Source organism: Citrobacter sp. Cpo221 (assembly GCF_030332345.1).
In the GTDB taxonomy this organism is placed as follows: Bacteria; Pseudomonadota; Gammaproteobacteria; order Enterobacterales; family Enterobacteriaceae; genus Citrobacter; species Citrobacter portucalensis.
On sequence record NZ_JAOWIA010000063.1, the window covers coordinates 1 to 17,222 of the forward strand.

Below are 17,222 nucleotides of genomic sequence, written 5' to 3' on the forward strand. Positions count from 1 at the left end.
GGAAGGTGCGAATAAGCAGGTCATTTCTTCCCAAGCTGACTCGCTGATTAAAATTTCGCGGATCTGGGCCGATTTTTTTCCCGCAAACACATCGAATCAGCCTATTTAGGCTATTTTTTCCACCATTTCTGGCGTTATTTCCGGTTTTTACTGAGATCTCTCCCACTGACGTATCATTTGGTCCACCCGAAACAGGTTGGCCAGGGTGAATAACATCGCCAGTTGGTTATCGTTTTTCAGCAGCCCCTTGTATCTGGCTTTCACGAAGCCGAACTGCCGCTTGATGATGCGAAACGGGTGCTCCACCCTGGCACGGATGCTGGCTTTCATGTATTCGATGTTGATGGCCGTTTTGTTCTTGCGCGGATGCTGCTTCAAGGTTTTTACCCTGCCGGGACGCTCGGCGATCAGCCAGTCCACATCCACCTCGGCCAGCTCCTCGCGCTGTGGCGCTCCTTGGTAGCCGGCATCGGCTGAGACAAATTGCTCCTCTCCATGAAGCAGATTACCCAGCTGATTGAGGTCATGCTCGTTGGCCGCGGTGGTGACCAGGCTGTGGGTCAGGCCACTCTTGGCATCGACACCAATGTGGGCCTTCATGCCAAAGTGCCACTGATTGCCTTTCTTGGTCTGATGCATCTCCGGATCGCGTTGCTGCTCTTTGTTCTTGGTAGAGCTGGGTGCCTCAATGATGGTGGCATCCACCAAAGTGCCTTGGGTCATCATGACGCCTGCTTCGGCCAGCCAGCGATTGATGGTCTTGAACAATTGACGGGCCAGTTGATGCTGCTCGAGCAGGTGGCGGAAATTCATGATGGTGGTGCGATCCGGCAGGGCGCTATCCAGGGATAATCGGGCAAACAGGCGCATGGAGGCGATTTCGTACAGGGCATCTTCCATGGCACCGTCGCTCAGGTTGTACCAATGCTGCATGCAGTGAATACGCAGCATGGTCTCCAGCGGATAGGGCCGTCGGCCATTGCCCGCCTTGGGATAAAACGGCTCGATGACAGCGGTCATATTCTGCCATGGCAGAATCTGCTCCATGCGGGAGAGGAAAATCTCTTTTCGGGTCTGACGGCGCTTAGTGCTGAATTCACTATCGGCGAAGGTGAGTTGATGGCTCATGATGTCCCTCTGGGATGCGCTCCGGATGAATATGATGATCTCATATCAGGAACTTGTTCGCACCTTCCCTAATGGAGTTGACACTGATAAGTTTGTTCCAAATATGACTGCTAAGTCGTCAAAAAAGATCAAACTCATTATGGTTGGCAGACTGTGGCCGCAGAAGGATCCTAAAACACTCTTTCGTGCGATAAAAAAGTTACTTGATGAAAATGTTTGTGTCAGCGTCACCTACGTTGGTGATGGTGAACTTATGCATGAACTGAAAAATCTTGCTAGTAATTATTCCGAGAATATAAATTTCCTTGGCTGGAAGGATAATATTGCTGAATTGTTACCACAGCATAATATATTTGTCTTACCTTCACTTTGGGAGGGGATGCCGCTAGCCATACTCGAAGCCATGAGTTGTGGGCTACCATGTTTGGTAACAAATATACCAGGAAATAATGACCTTGTTAAAAATGGATATAACGGATTTTTATTTGAGGTTGCTGATGATGAGCAATTGGCTTTTTTAATAAAACAGTATTATCAATATCCTGATATGTTATCGCAGCATGCAGAAAATGCCAGAATCTACGTACAGAACCACTTTACTCTCAATGCGCGTAACGATTCTGTAAGTAAGGTCTATAAAAGTTAATTTTCTTATTGTATTTTTTTTAAAATCCAATGTATTTACCGATGTTTCTTACAATGTGTTATCTGACCATTAGTTATCGAAAATGACAGGAGTATGTAATGTCCAAGCAACAGATCGGCGTCGTCGGTATGGCAGTGATGGGGCGCAACCTGGCGCTCAACATCGAAAGCCGTGGTTATACCGTCTCCATCTTCAACCGCTCCCGCGAAAAAACTGAAGAAGTTGTTGCCGAGAACCCGGGTAAGAAACTGGTTCCTTATTACACGGTGAAAGAGTTCGTCGAGTCTCTTGAAACCCCACGTCGTATCCTGTTAATGGTGAAAGCAGGGGCGGGAACTGATGCTGCTATCGATTCCCTGAAGCCGTACCTTGATAAAGGCGACATCATCATTGATGGTGGTAACACCTTCTTCCAGGACACTATTCGTCGTAACCGTGAACTGTCGGCAGAAGGTTTTAACTTCATCGGTACCGGCGTTTCCGGCGGTGAAGAGGGGGCCCTGAAAGGACCATCTATCATGCCTGGTGGCCAGAAAGAAGCGTATGAGCTGGTTGCGCCTATCCTGACCAAGATTGCCGCTGTTGCCGAAGATGGTGAACCGTGCGTAACCTACATCGGCGCTGATGGTGCAGGTCACTATGTGAAGATGGTGCATAACGGTATTGAATACGGCGACATGCAGCTGATTGCTGAAGCTTATTCCCTGCTGAAAGGCGGCCTGAACCTGTCTAACGAAGAGCTGGCTACCACCTTCACCGAGTGGAATGAAGGCGAGCTGAGCAGTTACCTGATCGACATCACCAAAGACATCTTCACCAAAAAAGATGAAGAGGGTAAATACCTGGTTGATGTTATCCTGGACGAAGCGGCGAACAAAGGTACCGGTAAATGGACCAGCCAGAGTTCTCTGGATCTGGGCGAACCGCTGTCGCTGATCACCGAGTCTGTATTCGCGCGCTACATCTCTTCTTTGAAAGACCAGCGCGTTGCGGCATCTAAAGTGCTGTCTGGCCCGCAGGCTAAACTGGCTGGTGATAAAGCAGAGTTTGTTGAAAAAGTTCGTCGCGCGCTGTACCTGGGCAAGATCGTCTCCTACGCACAGGGCTTCTCTCAGCTGCGTGCCGCGTCTGACGAGTACAACTGGGATCTGAACTACGGCGAAATCGCGAAGATTTTCCGCGCGGGCTGCATTATTCGTGCGCAGTTCCTGCAGAAAATTACTGACGCGTATGCTGAAAACAAAGGCATCGCGAACCTGCTGCTGGCTCCGTACTTTAAAAATATCGCTGATGAATATCAGCAAGCGCTGCGTGATGTAGTGGCTTATGCTGTGCAGAACGGTATTCCGGTACCGACCTTCTCAGCAGCGGTAGCCTACTACGACAGCTACCGTTCTGCGGTACTGCCGGCTAACCTTATCCAGGCCCAGCGTGACTACTTTGGTGCACATACGTATAAACGCACAGATAAAGAAGGTGTATTCCACACCGAATGGATGGAGTAAGTCTTCTGACGTACACTAGCCCGGTTTTTTGACCGGGCTTTTTTTATCTCAAATTCTATTGATTTAAGTTGATTGCTTAATCTTTTCTTAATATTCCTGGCGTAATCTGATAAAGAAAATCTTAATTGTTTTAACCTTCGTTGACATGATATTCAAAAAAAAGTTAAAACATTATCCTCTTATCAAGATGTACGGCATCATGATTAAATATTAAGATAATACTGAGAGCATGAAATGAAAATCACCATTTCTGGTACTGGGTATGTTGGTCTGTCAAATAGTCTTCTTATCGCCCAACATCATAAGGTCATTGCTCTGGACATTGTTCCCTCACGTGTCGAGATGCTAAATAATAGGATATCTCCGATAGTTGATCAAGAAATTGAACAGTTTCTGCAATCAAAAGATATAAAATTCGAAGCTACACTAGATAAATACTACGCTTATCAGAGTGCTGAGTTTATCATTATCGCAACCCCAACAGACTACGATCCTAAAACTAATTACTTTGATACTAGCAGTGTCGAGTCAGTCATACGGGATGTTATTGAAATAAATCCAGATGCCATAATGATAATAAAATCGACAGTTCCTGTCGGTTTTACTCAATCAATGCGTCAAAAATATAGAACAGATAATATCATCTTCTCCCCTGAATTCCTGCGTGAGGGTAAAGCTCTATACGACAACCTGCATCCGTCCCGTATCGTTATTGGTGAACGTTCTGAACGTGCCGAGCGCTTTGCCGGGTTGCTGCTGGAAGGGGCGGTGAAGAAAGATATTCCGACCTTATTTACTGACTCGACTGAAGCCGAAGCCATCAAGTTGTTTGCTAACACCTATCTGGCGTTACGTGTGGCCTACTTTAACGAGCTGGATAGCTATGCCGAAAGCCTAGGTCTGAACTCACGGCAGATTATTGAAGGCGTGTGCCTGGATCCCCGTATCGGTAATCACTACAACAATCCGTCATTCGGCTATGGCGGCTACTGTCTACCGAAAGATACTAAGCAGCTATTGGCGAATTATGCATCTGTGCCGAATAACATTATTGGCGCAATCGTTGATGCTAACCGTACGCGTAAGGACTTCATTGCAGACTCTATTCTTGCCCGTCAACCTAAAGTAGTTGGCGTATACCGTTTAATTATGAAAAGCGGTTCCGATAATTTCCGTGCATCATCCATTCAGGGCATCATGAAGCGCATTAAGGCAAAGGGCGTGCCCGTGATTATTTACGAACCCGTCGTAGAAGAGGACGAATTTTTCCACTCTCGGGTAGTGCGTGATCTTAATACGTTCAAAAATGAAGCAGACATTATTATTTCTAACCGCATGGTGTCAGAATTAGCTGATGTTGCAGAAAAAGTATATACCCGCGATTTGTTTGGTAGTGATTAATCTCGTCTCCATAAAAAAGGCCTTAATATAAGGCCTTTTTTATTTTAATCAGGCCAGTAATAAAACTTTGTAGAAATCACGGTACCAGCCAACAAAGTTCTTCACCCTATCTTTTATCGTGGTTTCAGGTTTAAAACCAATTACCTCATACAGTGCTTTAGTGTCCGCGCTGGTTTCCAGAACATCACCTGGCTGTAGCGGTAGCATATTTTTCTTCGCTTCAATACTCAGTGCATCTTCCAGAGCCTGGATATAGTCCATTAGATCAACCAGTTAACTATTGCCGATATTGTCAACGGGATAGGGCGCATGCTGGCCGCGGGCTTGCGCGTCTCTACGGTCCATTGCGTGTCTGCATCAGTCCACTTTATAAACGTATCGTATTCCAGTAGTGTTTGAAAAACCAATCAAAATCCCTGAAACAATTTGATTTTTTTATCATTAATCCTATGGCATTGCCTCAATTTATAGCTAAACTAATCCCAGTTTAAGTCTTTCCTTATCTAGGGTTTCTATGTCTGTAAGTGATAACAACATGTCCGGGCGCAGTCACGATCCGGAACAGATTGATCTGATTGATTTACTGGTACAGTTATGGCGTGGGAAAGTAACAATCGTTATCGCGATTGTTATTGCCATAGTGCTTGCTGTGGGCTATCTGGCAGTTGCTAAGGAGAAATGGACCTCAACAGCCATTATTACTCAACCGGATGTTGGTCAGATCGCCACATATAACAACGCCCTCAATGTGTTGTATGGTGTCAGCGCCCCCAAGGCTACTGAACTGCAGACAAACGTGGTTGGTCGGTTCAGTACTTCTCTCTCTGCATTGGCTGAAACGCTTGATAATCAGGAAGAACCACAGAAACTGTCAATTGAACAATCTGTTAAAGGTCAACCGCTGCCGTTGGCGGTTTCTTATGTGGGTAGCTCACCAGAAGACGCTCAGCGTCAGCTCGCCGAATACATTCAACAAACAGATGAAAAGGTTGCTAAAGAGCTGGAGCTTGACCTGGTTGATAATATCAAGTTGCAAACAACCACGTTGCAAGACTCTCTGAAAACTCAGGAAGTGGTCGCTCAGGAGCAAAAAGATCTGCGAATTAAGCAAATTCAGGAAGCGCTGCGTTATGCAGAGCAGGCCGGGGTGATTAAGCCGCAAATTCAGCAGACGCAGGATGTGACGCAGGACAGTATGTTCCTGTTGGGTAGTGATGCCCTGAAGTCCATGATTGAGCACGAATCTACACGCCCTTTGATATTGTCTGATAACTACTTCCAGACCAAACAAAAGCTGTTGGATATCGAAAGTCTTAAGCTTGAAGGGGCTGAGTTACACGCCTACCGCTATGTGATGAAACCAACGTTACCGATTCGTCGTGACAGCCCGAAAAAAGCGATTACCCTCGTGCTGGCGGTTCTGCTCGGTGGGATGATTGGTGCAGGCGTAGTGCTGGGGCGAAATGCTCTGCGCGGTTACAAAGCCAAAGCTGAGTAAGTTTGAACCTGACAACAAAAAACCGGGCAGCGCCCGGTTTTTTCATATCTGCACCTTACTGATGACGCTTACGTAAATTCTCAATCACCGTCGTCAGGTCGAGGTCCTGGTCCTGCAGCAGCACCAGCAGGTGATACATCAGATCAGAAGCTTCATTTGTCAGCTCAAAACGGTCGTTCACCGTCGCGGCCAGCGCGGTTTCTACGCCTTCTTCACCCACTTTCTGTGCGATGCGTTTGGTGCCGCTGGCATACAGTTTCGCGGTGTAGGAGCTGGCTGGGTCAGCATTTTTACGTTCGGCCAGCAGTTGCTCCAGCTGATACAGGAACAGCCACTGGTGGCTAATGTCGCCAAAGCAGCTTGAAGTGCCTTTATGGCAGGTCGGGCCAATCGGGTTAACCAGCACCAGCAGGGTGTCGTTGTCGCAGTCAGGCGCAATGCTCACCACATTCAGGAAGTGACCGGAGGTCTCTCCTTTGGTCCACAGGCGCTGCTTGGTCCGCGAGAAAAAGGTTACTTTGCCGCTTTCGAGCGTTTTATCCAGCGCCTCCGGGTTCATATAACCCAGCATCAATACTTCACCGGAAACCGCATGCTGCACGATGACTGGCATCAGTCCGTCGGTTTTTTCCCAGTCCAGCTCGCGGCATTGTTGCTTCGTTAACATATCCTGATCTCCACGCCCTGTGTTGCCAGGTACGCTTTTAATTCGCCAATATTGATAATTTGTTTGTGGAAGACGGAGGCGGCAAGCGCGCCGTCAACGTCGGCATCCCGGAAGGCTTCGAGGAAGTGTTCCATGGTGCCCGCACCGCCGGAGGCAATCAGCGGGACGTGGCAAACGTCACGCACTTTTTTCAGTTGTTCCAGGTCATAACCGTTACGTACGCCGTCCTGGTTCATCATGTTCAGGACGATTTCGCCCGCGCCGCGTTTTTGGACCTCCTGCACCCAGTCCAGTGTTTCCCACTGCGTGACGCGGGTACGGCTTTCATCTCCGGTATACTGATTTACATGATATTTGCCGGTTTCGGCATCATACCAGGTATCAATGCCCACCACGATGCACTGCACGCCGAAGCGGTCCGCCAGACGGGTGATAAGTTCCGGTTCGGCCAGGGCCGGGGAGTTGATGGAGATTTTGTCCGCCCCGAAGGAGAGAATGCGCGCCGCATCGTCGATGGATTTAATGCCACCGGCAACACAGAATGGAATATCGATCACTTCCGCCACACGTGATACCCAGCTTTTATCCACTACGCGTCCATCGCTGGAAGCGGTGATATCGTAGAACACCAGTTCATCTGCGCCTTCATCGGCATAGCGTTTTGCCAGCGGGACAATGTCGCCAATAATCTCGTGATTGCGGAACTGGACGCCTTTTACCACCTGCCCATCACGGACGTCCAGACAAGGAATTATGCGTTTTGCCAGCATTGAATAGCCTCCTCAACGGTGAACTTTCCTTCCAGCAGGGCTCGTCCGACGATAACACCACGAACACCGGTCCCGCGCAGGGCCGCTACGTCCTCGATTCCACCAATACCACCAGATGACTGAAACGCCACCTGCGGATATTTGGCGCACACTTCTTCATACAGCGCGACATTTGAGCCTGCCAGAGTACCGTCGCGGGAGATATCGGTGCACAGCACGTGCTTCAGACCGACGGGCAAATAGGTCTCAACCAGTTCTTCCAGTGAAACCCCGGAATCTTCCTGCCAGCCGCTGACCGCTACCTGTTTATTACCGCGCTCGTCAATGCGAACGTCCAGCGCCAGCACCAGCGCGTCGGCGCCAAAACGGGCAAACCAGCTCTTGACTATCTCGGGGGATTTTACCGCCGTCGAACCCACCACCACGCGCGCCACACCTGCGTCAAGAAGCGCCGCCACGTCTGCTTCTGTACGCACGCCGCCGCCAACCTGAACCGGAACGTTGACGCCAGCGACCAGCGTTTTGATCAGCGGGATCTGGCGCTGTGCCGGGTCTTTCGCGCCGGTTAAATCAACCAGGTGCAGCACTTCAGCACCCTGGGCTGCATAATCCTGCAAACGGGGGAGAGGATCGTTGCCGTAATCACGTTGCTTAGCGTAATCGCCCTGATGAAGACGCACCACCGTGCCGTCGATTAAATCTAATGCCGGAATAATCATTACATCTCCAGAAAGTTTTTCAGCAACTGTGCCCCAGCCGCGCCCGAACGTTCCGGGTGAAACTGTACGCCAAAGAAATTGTCCTTTTGTACTGCCGCGGTAAACGGTTCGCCGTAATTGCACTGGGCGATGGTCCACGGGTTTACCGGCATAGCGTAGCTGTGTACAAAGTAGAAATACGCACCATCTTCAATGCCCTGGAACAGACGGTTCCCCGCCTGCGGATAGACGCGATTCCAGCCCATATGCGGCAGCGGCAGACCGAAATCGGTCATCTTCGGGACGTCCTGTTCAATAATGCCCAGTAGTGAGACACCGTTACTCTCTTCGCTGCGACGGCCCAGCAGTTGCATACCTAAACAGATCCCCAGTACCGGTTGCGTACAGGCTTTAATCAGTTCAATCAGTTCGCGCTCGTGCAACTGGTCCATAGCCGCCTGCGCGGTGCCGACGCCCGGCAGAAACAGTTTATCGGCGCGCAGCACCACGTCCGGGTCACGGCTGACAACGGGATCATATCCGTGGCGTGCGACGGCGGATTTTACCGAGTGCAGATTGGCGCAGCCGGTGTCCAGAATCACCACGTTCATTACAGCACTCCTTTTGAAGAGGGCAGCGTGTCGCCTTCTACACGAATCGCCTGACGCAGCGTACGGCCAAAGGCTTTAAACAGGCTCTCCACACGGTGATGGTCATTTTTGCCTTTGGTTTTCAGGTGCAGGGTGACGCCCATGGTGTAGGAGAGTGAACGGAAGAAGTGTTCGATCATCTCCGTGCTCAGATCGCCAACGTGCTGGTAGGTAAACTCCGCGCGGTACTCCAGGTGTGGACGGCCGGAGATATCCAGCGCGCAACGTGCCAGGCATTCGTCCATCGGCAGTACAAAACCAAAACGGTTGATGCCGCGTTTATCGCCTAACGCCAGCTTTAAGGCTTCGCCCAGCGCCAGACCGGTATCTTCAACGGTGTGGTGATCGTCTATATACAGATCGCCCTTGACGGCAATCTCCATGCGAAAACCGCCGTGGGTGGCGATTTGATCCAACATGTGGTCAAAGAAGCCAACGCCAGTATTGATTTTGCTGCGGCCTTCGCGGTCCAGCCAGACTTTGACGTCAATCTGCGTTTCTTTTGTATTACGCTCAACGTGTGCGTAGCGGTCACGTTTGGTCAACTGCTCGCCGATCATCGCCCAGTTTAGGGTGTCGCGATGGTAACGCAATCCGCTAATGCCCATGTTTTCAGCGAGCTGAATATCGGTCACCCGATCGCCAATGACGTAGCTGTTCGCCATATCCATGGCCTGTTCAACCAGATACTGTTCAACCAGCTTCACTTTTGGCTTACGGCAATCACACTCGTCCGCTGGCAGGTGCGGGCAGATCAATACTTCATCAAACGTCACGCCCTGAGAGGTGAAAATTTGCATCATCAGGTTATGCGGACCGTCAAAATCAGTCTGTGGGAAACTCTGGGTTCCGAGTCCATCCTGGTTAGTAATCATAACCAGCTTAAAACCTGCTTTTTGCAGTTTCAGCAAAACGGGAACAACTTCCGGCTCGAAGGCGAGTTTGTCAAAGCGATCGACCTGAAAGTCACTTGGCGGTTCGGAAATCAGGGTTCCATCACGGTCAATAAAAAGATACTTCTGGCTCATACTTGCTCCGCACGTAAGGCGTCAATGACGCGCTGGCTCTCTTCACGGGTTCCGACAGTAATTCGCAGGCAGCCGCTTAACGAAGGTTGTTTATTCTGATCTCGTAAGATAATGCCCTGATCCCACAAAGATTTAAATACGCTACTTGATGCGGTGAAGCGCGCCAGAACATAGTTGGTTTCAGAATCGAATACCTGCCCTACACAGCGAATTGTTTTCAGGTTATCTACCAGATACTGACGCTCTTCCAGGATTTGCTCTACGCGTTTACGCATGGCGGAAATCCCTTGCGGCGTCAGCGCCTGGGCGGCGATATCTGCCACCGGCGTAGAGAGTGGGTAAGGGGCAATCACTTTTAACAGCAGATTGATAACCTCTTCATTCGCCAGCGTAAACCCGCAGCGTAAACCGGCGAGCGCAAACGCTTTGGACAACGTGCGTAATATCACCAGATGCGGATACTCAGACAGCCAGCCTGCCAGCGTGGCCTGCGGGCAAAACTCGATATACGCTTCATCGGCAACCACGATAGCTTTACCCTGCGTCATGTCGAGCAGCGAACGCAGATCCTGTGGCTTGATCAGTTGGCCGGTTGGGTTGTTCGGGCTGCATACGTAAACAACTTTCACGCCATCAAGCTTGTCCGCGATGCCTTGCAAATCAAGTTGCCAGCTATCAAGGGTTGGAACGGTGCGGCACTCAACGCCAATCGTTTCGGCGCTGACGCTGTACATGCCATAAGTCGGCGGGCAGTACAGAATCGCATCTTTACCGGGTTCGCAAAACGCGCGCACCAGCAGTTCGATCCCTTCATCTGCGCCGCGGCTGACCAGCACCTGCTCCGGCTTGACGCCAGCATACTGCGCGTAATTTTCAATCACCGCTTTCGGCTGACATTCCGGGTAGCGGTTCAGCGTTTGCTGAGTGAGCTGGAACTCAACGGCGGTGGGGTATTCATTCGCGTTGAGCCAGACATCTCCGTTACCGCCGAGACGACGGGCAGACTGATAGGGCGTTAATTCGCGAACATTCTTACGGGCTAAATCAGTGACGCTGAGAAAGTTGTCAGTGCTCATGCTTGCTCCTTCAGGGCGTTAACGCGCAGGGTGACGGCATTTTTGTGGGCAGTCAGTCGTTCAGCAGCGGCCAGTGTTTCAATGGTTGAGGCCAGGGCAGAGAAACCTTGTGGGGTTAATTCCTGTACGGTCATCCGTTTCTGGAAATCAGCCAGTCCAAGGCTTGAGCAGGTCGCGGTATAGCCGTAGGTCGGAAGAACGTGGTTGGTGCCAGAAGCATAGTCGCCTGCGGATTCCGGCGACCAGTCGCCGAGGAACACCGAACCGGCGCTGGTGATCTCATCAACCAGTTCACGCGCGTTGCGGGTCTGAATAATCAGGTGTTCCGGACCGTAGGCGTTAGATATTTCAACGCACTGCGCCAGATCTTTCGCCACGATTAAGCGGCTGGAGGAGAGTGCCTGACGTGCGGTCTCAGCGCGGGAAAGCTCAGCAAGCTGGCGTTCAACGGCTTTGGCAACGCCTTCGGCAAGCGTAGCGTCTGGCGTCAGAAGGATAACCTGCGAGTCGGGGCCGTGTTCTGCCTGAGATAGCAGGTCAGAGGCAACAAAGTCCGGCGTCGCACCGCTGTCGGCGATAACCAGCACTTCGGACGGGCCAGCAGGCATGTCGATGGCCGCGCCGTCAAGACGCTGGCTGACCTGGCGTTTGGCTTCGGTCACATACGCATTGCCCGGCCCGAAGATTTTATCGACCTTAGGAATAGATTCGGTGCCCAGCGCCAGCGCGGCAATGGCTTGCGCACCGCCCACATTAAACACCTCTTTTACGCCGCACAGCTGCGCGGCGTAGAGGATTTCATCGGCAATCGGCGGCGGTGAGCACAGCACCACTTTTTTGCAGCCAGCGATGCGCGCCGGGGTCGCCAGCATTAATACGGTAGAAAACAGCGGCGCCGAACCTCCAGGAATATACAGGCCCACGGAAGCGATAGGGCGGGTAACCTGCTGGCAACGCACGCCTGGCTGGGTTTCGATATCCACCGGCGGCAGGATCTGCGCGGTGTGGAAAGTATCAATATTTCTCACCGCCGCCTGCATCGCTTGTTTTAGCTCGTTGCTCAGGCGACTGCTGGCTTGCTGGATTTCTTCCTCGGTCACGCGCAGCGCGCCAACCTCGGTTTTATCGAACTTTGCGCTGTATTCACGCAGCGCCCGGTCGCCGTTATTTTTGACGTTCTCAAGGATCTCGGCCACCGTACGGCTGATGTTTTCAGAGGCGGAAATTGCCGGGCGCATCAGCAGTTCGCGCTGCTGCTCAGGGCTACAGCTATTCCAGTCAATCGGGGTATTGAAGCTCATGGTCGTTACTCCATCATCGGGTGTTGCCGGATGGCGTCGCTGCCTTATCCGGCCTACAAGACCCGTAATATCAATAATTGTGACAATTCTTGTAGGCCTGATAAGCGAAGCGCTATCAGGCAACAGATCACTCCATCATCTTCTCAATCGGCAACACCAGAATTGAGCTGGCACCGAGCGCTTTCAGTTTTTCCATTGTTTCCCAGAACAGGGTTTCGCTGCTGACCATGTGCATGGCAACGCGCTGCTGGTCTCCTGCCAGAGGCAGAATAGTAGGGCGCTCAGCGCCGGGCAGCAGGGCGATGACCTCGTCCAGACGCTCGCTCGGCGCGTGCATCATGATATATTTGGATTCGCGGGCCTGAATAACCCCCTGGATACGGGTCAGCAGTTTGTCGATCAGTTGTTGCTTGGCTTCGGCCATTTCGCCGTCGCGCTGAATCAGACAGGCTTTAGAGCGGTAGATCACTTCTACTTCGCGCAGACCGTTGGCTTCAAGCGTTGCGCCGGTGGACACCAGATCGCAAATCGCATCAGCCAGACCCGCACGGGGAGCGACTTCTACTGAGCCGTTTAACAGACAAGATTTAAACGAAACTCCTTTCTGATCGAGATAACGTTTGAGCAGGTGTGGGTAAGAGGTCGCGATACGTTTACCGTTCAGCGCTGCCGGGCCATCCCAGGCTTCATCAACCGGGGTTGCCAGCGAAAGACGGCAGCCGCCGAAGTCCAGACGGCGCAGGGTAAAATAGCGAGGGTCTTCACCCTGGGCCCGGCGGTTGAGCAGTTCCTCTTCCAGAACATTTTCCCCGATGATGCCGAGGTCAACGACGCCGTCCATCACCAGACCTGGGATATCGTCATCACGCACGCGCAGAATATCGATCGGCATGTTCTCCGCCATCGCAATCAGGCGCTGGGTGTGAAGATTAATTTTAATGCCGCAACGGGCCAGTAATTCGCGTGAATCATCGCTTAAGCGGCCTGATTTCTGCATAGCTATGCGTAAACGGGTGTTGTCTAACATTCTTTATTCCTCGTTATCCTGTCTGAGTCAGTTTGGGTCACGCACAAAAAAAGCCCCCGGAAGAAATCTTCCGGGGGCTTTCTCATACGCTCATGCACCGCTGGAAGATTTAAATGTCTCCCAGCACACATCGCCTGAAAGACTAGTCAGGATGATGGTGATGATGGTGTTTGAATTGAGCGCGTGTCATAAATTTTCTCGATGAATGTTTATTCATTTGATGTCTTTTAACCTAAACCACTTTAGCTACGGAAAGCAAGGGCTTTTTTTGATCATTAATTCATTTCATATTGATACTATGAATTGTCAGCCACCGTGGGCTGGCGTAGCCTTGCGTTATAGGCCAAAAGTCAGGAGAGAAGGCATGAAAAAGGTCGCAATTGTCGGGTTAGGTTGGTTAGGCATGCCGTTAGCCATGTCGCTGGCGGCGAGAGGCTGGCAGGTTACCGGCAGCAAAACCACATTGGATGGGGTGGAAGCGGCCCGCATGAGCGGTATCGAGAGTTATTCGCTGCGCCTGGAACCTGAACTGGTCTGTGAGGCTGACGATCTCGATGCACTGATGGACGCCGATGCGCTGGTTATTACGCTGCCTGCGCGTCGTAGCGGTCCTGGGGAAGCATTTTACTTGCAGGCAATGCAGGAGCTGGTCGACAGCGCGCTGGCGTATCGGATCCCACGAATTATTTTTACCAGTTCGACGTCAGTCTATGGTGACGTTCAAGGCACAGTGAAAGAGGGGACGCCGCGTAATCCGGTCACGGCGAGCGGTCGTGTCCTGAAAGAACTTGAAGACTGGTTGCACAATTTGCCAGGCACGTCGGTGGATATTTTGCGTCTGGCCGGGTTGGTCGGTCCGGGAAGACATCCTGGTCGCTTCTTCGCTGGCAAGACAGCACCTGACGGACATCATGGCGTCAATCTGGTGCATCTGGACGATGTAGTTTCTGCCATCACGTTACTGCTGCAAGCGCCTAAAGGGGGACACATCTATAATATATGTGCGCCTATGCATCCGGCGCGTAACGTGTTCTATCCGCAGATGGCCCGCCAGTTGGGGATGGAGCCGCCGGAATTTCGCGGCGGTACGGATAACGGTAAAGGTAAAGTCATTGATGGCAACCGTATTTGTAATGAGCTTGGGTTTGAGTACCAGTATCCTGACCCGCTGGTGATGCCGATGGAGTGACAATCCAGCAGAGTGCCGCTGTATACCGCCAGGGGGCGAGTATGAAACCACTGCTGGACGTTCTTATCATCCTCGATGCATTAGAAAAAGAGGGCAGTTTCGCGGCGGCGTCGGCAAAATTGTTTAAGACGCCGTCTGCGCTTAGCTACACCGTCCATAAGCTGGAAAGCGATCTTAATATTCAGCTACTCGATCGCAGCGGACACCGGGCTAAGTTCACCCGCACCGGACAGATGCTGCTGGAAAAGGGGCGGGAGGTGCTGCACACCGTCCGTGAACTCGAAAAACAGGCGATTAAACTTCACGAAGGCTGGGAGAATGAACTGGTTATTGGCGTAGATGATACGTTTCCCTTTTCACTGCTGGCCCCACTCATCGAATCTTTCTATCAACACCACAGCGTGACGCGCCTGAAATTTATCAATGGCGTGCTGGGCGGCTCCTGGGATGCCCTCATTCAGGGCCGGGCGGATATTATCGTTGGCGCCATGCATGAACCCCCAGCAGCGAGCGAATTTGGTTTTGCACGGCTGGGAGTTTTGGAACAGGTGTTTGTGGTTGCGCCGCATCACCCGCTGGCGCAGGAACAGGAACCGTTAAATCGTCGTACCATTCGCCGTTTTCGCGCCATTGTGGTGGGCGACAATGCGCAGCATGCCAACGTCTCAGGTTCCCAGGTGCTTGACGATCAGGAAGCTATTACCGTTTTTGACTTCAAAACCAAGCTGGAATTGCAAATCAGCGGTCTGGGATGTGGTTATATTCCGCGCTACCTGGCGCAGCGATTTCTGGAGAGCGGCGCACTGATTGAGAAAAAAGTGGTCGCACAAATTGTCTTTGAACCCGTGTGGATAGGCTGGAATGAACAGACCGCCGGGTTGGCCAGTGCCTGGTGGCGGGATGAAATTTTAGCAAATAGTGCTATTGCAGGGGTGTATGTGAAAACGGCTGCTGATAAATCAATCAGTTAAGAAAAAATATTCTTTTGTGGCTACTTCAATCTCTTGTTATTTCTCCCCAATTTAGTGCAAAATACGCCGCTTGCAAAAAATGACATTAACCGACGTTTTAATACGCGTCGGTTATTTTTTTGCATCAAACCAATCATTCATAAAAGAGGCCGGGCTTCGTACCGGATAGATACTTACTTAAAAATCGACAGTTGTTGTCGCTGAGGATTAACAAAAAATGGGGCAATTTTTTGCTTACGCGACGGTTTTCGCCGTAATGGGGGATAACCATGTCGCATAACGCTACTCCAAACACCTCTCGCGTGGAATTACGTAAAACGCTTACGCTGGTTCCGGTTGTCATGATGGGCCTTGCCTATATGCAGCCGATGACGCTGTTCGATACATTCGGTATCGTATCAGGAATGACCGATGGTCACGTCCCGACAGCTTACGCCTTTGCACTGATCGCCATCCTTTTTACCGCACTGAGCTACGGTAAACTGGTGCGTCGCTATCCGTCTGCAGGCTCTGCCTACACTTACGCCCAGAAATCCATTAGCCCGACCGTTGGCTTTATGGTGGGTTGGTCATCACTGCTGGACTACCTGTTCGCACCGATGATCAACATTCTGTTGGCAAAAATTTATTTTGAAGCCCTGGTGCCGTCGATACCGTCATGGATATTCGTGGTGGCGCTGGTGGCCTTTATGACCGCCTTTAACCTGCGCAGCCTTAAATCCGTTGCGAATTTCAACACCGTAATCGTGTTGTTGCAGGTGGTGCTGATTGCAGTGATCCTCGGCATGGTCGTTTATGGCGTGTTCGAAGGGGAAGGTGCCGGTACGCTGGCGAGCAGCCGTCCGTTCTGGTCAGGTGATGCACACGTGATCCCGATGATCACGGGCGCGACCATCCTGTGCTTCTCGTTCACCGGTTTTGACGGTATCAGCAACCTGTCAGAAGAAACCAAAGACGCTGAGCGTGTGATCCCGCGTGCGATTTTCCTGACTGCGCTGATTGGTGGCCTGATCTTTATCGTCTCCACCTATCTGTTGCAGCTGTACTTCCCGGATATCTCGCGCTTCAAAGATCCAGACGCTTCACAGCCGGAAATCATGCTGTACGTCGCCGGTAAGTTCTTCCAGGTTGGCGCGCTGATTTTCTCTACCATTACCGTACTGGCGTCCGGTATGGCGGCGCATGCTGGCGTAGCGCGTTTAATGTACGTGATGGGGCGTGACGGCGTGTTCCCGAAAAGTTTCTTCGGTTATGTACACCCGAAATGGCGTACTCCGTCTATGAACATCATTCTGGTTGGTGCGATTGCTCTGCTGGCAATCAACTTCGACCTGGTGATGGCGACGGCGCTGATTAACTTTGGTGCGCTGGTGGCGTTTACCTTCGTTAACCTGTCAGTGATCTCCCAGTTCTGGATCCGTGAGAAGCGTAACAAGACGCTGAAAGACCACTTCCAGTATCTGTTCCTGCCGATGTGCGGTGCGCTGACAGTTGGTGCGCTGTGGGTTAACCTGGAAGAGAGCTCAATGGTTCTGGGTCTGATCTGGGCCGGTATTGGTCTGATTTACCTGGCTTGTGTGACCAAAAGCTTCCGCAACCCGGTGCCGCAGTACGATGAAGATGTCGCGTAATAACGGCATTTAACTAAAAAAAACGGAGACATGTTC

17 protein-coding genes, 2 pseudogenes and 1 other annotated feature are annotated in these 17,222 nt (G+C 51.3%); of the genes and pseudogenes, 8 read left to right on the top strand and 11 right to left on the bottom strand.

All coding sequences use genetic code 11. The features are described from left to right. Positions 1 to 147: 147 nt before the first annotated feature. Positions 148 to 1,128 carry an IS5-like element ISKpn26 family transposase gene (locus OGY72_RS23295; RefSeq protein WP_000019450.1) on the bottom strand — a complete coding sequence of 327 codons (981 nt, stop codon included), beginning with the start codon at positions 1,126 to 1,128 and terminating at the stop codon, positions 148 to 150. A 25-nt stretch (positions 1,129 to 1,153) separates the two neighbouring features. Between OGY72_RS23295 and OGY72_RS23300 the strand changes: the two genes are divergently transcribed. The 3 genes from OGY72_RS23300 (at position 1,154) to ugd (ending at position 4,680) form a co-directional block, all read left to right on the top strand. Beyond that, positions 1,154 to 1,774, top strand: a complete 621-nt coding sequence (locus tag OGY72_RS23300; protein ID WP_286549830.1) for a glycosyltransferase — start codon at positions 1,154 to 1,156, stop codon at positions 1,772 to 1,774. Positions 1,775 to 1,872: 98 nt separating this feature from the next. Continuing rightward, positions 1,873 to 3,279: an NADP-dependent phosphogluconate dehydrogenase gene (gene gnd / locus OGY72_RS23305; protein ID WP_063940469.1), complete on the top strand. Its 1,407-nt coding sequence runs from the start codon at positions 1,873 to 1,875 to the stop codon at positions 3,277 to 3,279. 234 nt (positions 3,280 to 3,513) lie between these two features. After that, positions 3,514 to 4,680, top strand: a complete 1,167-nt coding sequence (gene ugd, locus OGY72_RS23310; protein WP_191236162.1) for a UDP-glucose 6-dehydrogenase — start codon at positions 3,514 to 3,516, stop codon at positions 4,678 to 4,680. A 48-nt stretch (positions 4,681 to 4,728) separates the two neighbouring features. Here the strand turns inward: ugd and OGY72_RS23315 are convergent. Further along, positions 4,729 to 5,036, bottom strand: a pseudogene (locus tag OGY72_RS23315) (protein CapI); the annotation flags it as partial. A gap of 158 nt (positions 5,037 to 5,194) precedes the next feature. Here OGY72_RS23315 and wzzB point away from each other — a divergent pair. Beyond that, on the top strand, positions 5,195 to 6,178 hold the full coding sequence (gene wzzB, locus OGY72_RS23320) for an LPS O-antigen chain length determinant protein WzzB (protein ID WP_063940466.1): 984 nt from the start codon (positions 5,195 to 5,197) through the stop codon (positions 6,176 to 6,178). 55 nt (positions 6,179 to 6,233) lie between these two features. Here the strand turns inward: wzzB and hisIE are convergent, their stop codons facing one another. The 9 genes from hisIE to hisL form a co-directional block, all read right to left on the bottom strand. Then, entirely contained in the window at positions 6,234 to 6,845 is a 612-nt protein-coding gene (gene hisIE / locus OGY72_RS23325) for a bifunctional phosphoribosyl-AMP cyclohydrolase/phosphoribosyl-ATP diphosphatase HisIE (RefSeq protein ID WP_148361797.1), read from the bottom strand. Then, on the bottom strand, positions 6,839 to 7,615 hold the full coding sequence (hisF, locus tag OGY72_RS23330) for an imidazole glycerol phosphate synthase subunit HisF (protein WP_019077116.1): 777 nt from the start codon (positions 7,613 to 7,615) through the stop codon (positions 6,839 to 6,841). The genes hisIE and hisF overlap by 7 nt, the downstream gene beginning before the upstream one ends. Then, positions 7,597 to 8,334 carry a 1-(5-phosphoribosyl)-5-[(5-phosphoribosylamino)methylideneamino]imidazole-4-carboxamide isomerase gene (gene hisA / locus OGY72_RS23335; RefSeq protein ID WP_148361798.1) on the bottom strand — a complete coding sequence of 246 codons (738 nt, stop codon included), beginning with the start codon at positions 8,332 to 8,334 and terminating at the stop codon, positions 7,597 to 7,599. The genes hisF and hisA overlap by 19 nt, the downstream gene beginning before the upstream one ends. After that, complete coding sequence (gene hisH, locus OGY72_RS23340) at positions 8,334 to 8,924, bottom strand: imidazole glycerol phosphate synthase subunit HisH (protein WP_001103544.1); 591 nt, start codon at positions 8,922 to 8,924, stop codon at positions 8,334 to 8,336. Before hisH ends, hisA begins: the two co-directional genes overlap by 1 nt. Next, on the bottom strand, positions 8,924 to 9,991 hold the full coding sequence (gene hisB / locus OGY72_RS23345; RefSeq protein WP_286549838.1) for a bifunctional histidinol-phosphatase/imidazoleglycerol-phosphate dehydratase HisB: 1,068 nt from the start codon (positions 9,989 to 9,991) through the stop codon (positions 8,924 to 8,926). Before hisB ends, hisH begins: the two co-directional genes overlap by 1 nt. Further along, positions 9,988 to 11,067, bottom strand: a complete 1,080-nt coding sequence (gene hisC, locus OGY72_RS23350; RefSeq protein WP_286549841.1) for a histidinol-phosphate transaminase — start codon at positions 11,065 to 11,067, stop codon at positions 9,988 to 9,990. Before hisC ends, hisB begins: the two co-directional genes overlap by 4 nt. Further along, complete coding sequence (gene hisD, locus OGY72_RS23355; protein ID WP_286549844.1) at positions 11,064 to 12,368, bottom strand: histidinol dehydrogenase; 1,305 nt, start codon at positions 12,366 to 12,368, stop codon at positions 11,064 to 11,066. Before hisD ends, hisC begins: the two co-directional genes overlap by 4 nt. Before the next feature lie 127 nt (positions 12,369 to 12,495). After that, positions 12,496 to 13,395 (bottom strand): ATP phosphoribosyltransferase, encoded by a 900-nt coding sequence (hisG, locus tag OGY72_RS23360; protein ID WP_003834191.1) that lies wholly within the window; start codon positions 13,393 to 13,395, stop codon positions 12,496 to 12,498. A gap of 44 nt (positions 13,396 to 13,439) precedes the next feature. Continuing rightward, positions 13,440 to 13,562, bottom strand: a sequence feature (His leader region). Continuing rightward, complete coding sequence (gene hisL / locus OGY72_RS23365) at positions 13,538 to 13,585, bottom strand: his operon leader peptide (protein ID WP_100250077.1); 48 nt, start codon at positions 13,583 to 13,585, stop codon at positions 13,538 to 13,540. Its footprint overlaps the feature before it by 25 nt. A gap of 174 nt (positions 13,586 to 13,759) precedes the next feature. Between hisL and OGY72_RS23370 the strand changes: the two genes are divergently transcribed. The 4 genes and pseudogenes from OGY72_RS23370 to plaP all read left to right on the top strand — a co-directional run bounded on the left by OGY72_RS23370 (position 13,760) and on the right by plaP (position 17,186). Further along, entirely contained in the window at positions 13,760 to 14,584 is an 825-nt protein-coding gene (locus tag OGY72_RS23370) for an SDR family oxidoreductase (RefSeq protein ID WP_008785162.1), read from the top strand. Positions 14,585 to 14,625: 41 nt separating this feature from the next. Then, positions 14,626 to 15,610: pseudogene (locus OGY72_RS23375) on the top strand (LysR family transcriptional regulator). Between the two features lie 162 nt (positions 15,611 to 15,772). Then, positions 15,773 to 15,835 (top strand): membrane protein YoeI, encoded by a 63-nt coding sequence (yoeI, locus tag OGY72_RS24850; protein WP_099045591.1) that lies wholly within the window; start codon positions 15,773 to 15,775, stop codon positions 15,833 to 15,835. Beyond that, a complete protein-coding gene (gene plaP, locus OGY72_RS23380) occupies positions 15,825 to 17,186 on the top strand; it encodes a putrescine/proton symporter PlaP (protein ID WP_003834188.1) in 1,362 nt (453 codons plus the stop codon). Before yoeI ends, plaP begins: the two co-directional genes overlap by 11 nt. Positions 17,187 to 17,222 lie beyond the last annotated feature (36 nt).